Genomic DNA, 1,948 nt, shown 5'->3' on the forward strand with positions numbered 1-1,948 from the left:
GCCGCCAGCCCGCCACCCAGCACGCCGCGCCGGCTGGCGCCGAGCCATCCCCCGGCCATCAGCGCACCACCTCGACCGGCGGACGCGCCGCACTGCCCTTCATGCCGGCGGGCCATTCCACCTGGCCGCTGGCATCGTTCCAGCGCACCACGGTCTTGCCGGCCTGGCTGGTCTTGTAAGCATTGGTCTGGCCATCATCGTCATAGAGCGTGGCCTCGCCATTGGCGCCGGCAAAGGCGCGCAGCTTGGCAATGCCCTGTTTTTCCGCGGTGGAAAGGATCGGCGTGCCCAGCGGCACCACGCTGCCCGCGCGCACGAACAGCGGGATATGAGCGATCGGGGCATCGGCCTCGATCGTCTGGCCGCCGGCAAACTTGCGTCCGGTCCACCAGTCATACCAGTCGGTGCCCTTGGGCAGATAGACCGGGCGGTGGGTCTGCCCCTGCCGCGTGACCGGCGCCACCAGGAAAGCCGGGCCGAACATGTACTGGTCCTTCACCGTCAAGGCCTGGGCATCGCCGGGGAAGTCCATGAACAGCCCCCGCATGATCGGCGCGCCGGTGTCATAGGCATGGCGCGCGGCGGCATAGGTATAGGGCAGCAGCGCATAGCGCAGGCGCAGCGTGTCAGCCAGGATCGCCTCTGCCGCCGGGCCATATTGCCACAGCGCCGTGCCCGGCCGCTGGCCATGGATGCGCAGCGTGGGGGTAAAGGTGTTGTACTGGAACCACCGCACGAACAGTTCGGGGTAGTCCTTGTAATCGGGCGCCATCGCCGTGGCGCCAGCCGGATCGACCAGCGGCGCCGTCGTCGCCTCGCCCGCGCCGCCGGGATACTGCCAGCCACCAGTGTCGCTGCTCCAATAGGTCATGCCCGACGCGGCGGCGTTGATCCCGGTAGGGATCTGGCGCTGCAGCGCTTCCCACGTGGCGTCCACGTCGCTCGACCAGAACAGGCAGCCATTGCGCTGCGCGCCGAGATAGGCCGCGCGACACAGGATCATGTTGCGCTTGTTGGGCCGGTCCTGCGCCGAGCCATCGGCCACACTTTGGGTGTGCAACAGCGGGAACAGGTTGTGATAGCGATCGCCCGAACCGATCGAATAGAAATAGCCGTCCGGCACCAGATCGGGCTCGGTCTCGTCCAGCCAGGTCCAGTCAAAACCCTGGCTCAGGATATTGTCGCGGATCTGGCTCCAGAACCACTTGCGCGCGGCCGGCACGGTGGGATCGATCAGCGCGCCCGCCCGGTCAGAGCGGATCGGCAGGCCATCGACCGGCTTGCCATCCTTGTCGTGCAGCAGCCAGCCCTTGGCGGCGAGCGTATCGAAGTTCTTGGAAACCTTTTCGAAACGCGGCCACACGCTGATCAAAGAGCGCATGCCCATGGCGTTGAGCTGGGCATTCATGCCCTTGGGATCGGGAAAGGCGCTGCGATCGATGTCGAGGTTGCCCAGCGCCGTCCAATAGAACCAGTCGAGCACCATGATATCGAGCGGCAGGTTGCGCGCGCGATAGCCCTTGGCAATGTCGAGCAGCTCGGCCTGCGTTTCATAGCGCGCCTTGGACTGGATCAGGCCCAGCGCGGCCTTGGGCGGCAGCGGCGTGGTGCCGGTCAGGCGGGCATAGCCGGCATAGATCTCGTCGGTGGTCTTGCCAGTGATCACGAAAAAGCTGACGCGCTCACCCACGTTGGATTGCCAGTGCGTCTTGCCATTGACCCCGGCCGAAACCGTGGTGGCGGAAGGGTTGTCCCAGACGATGCCATAGCCCTTGCTCGTGACCATGAAGGGCACGCAGACGCTTTCGCCCTCGGGCGCATCATAGTTGTGGCGGCAATCGATGGTGCGGCCGCGCAGATCGGCAAAGCCCTGCTGGTTCTGGCCCAGGCCCCAGAAATGCTCATCAGCCGTGGTGGAAAAGCTCGCGCCCACGCGGAACGTGTGCTC

At 66.0% G+C, this 1,948-nt stretch carries 1 protein-coding gene; it reads right to left on the reverse strand.

What is annotated here, in order from left to right:
- Nucleotides 1-58: 58 nt before the first annotated feature.
- A partial coding sequence (locus H926_RS31320; protein ID WP_043611244.1) for a TIM-barrel domain-containing protein occupies nt 59-1,948 on the reverse strand: 1,890 nt, incomplete at its 5' end.

Source organism: Novosphingobium sp. B-7, assembly GCF_000410615.1.
Taxonomy (GTDB): Bacteria; Pseudomonadota; Alphaproteobacteria; order Sphingomonadales; family Sphingomonadaceae; genus Novosphingobium; species Novosphingobium capsulatum.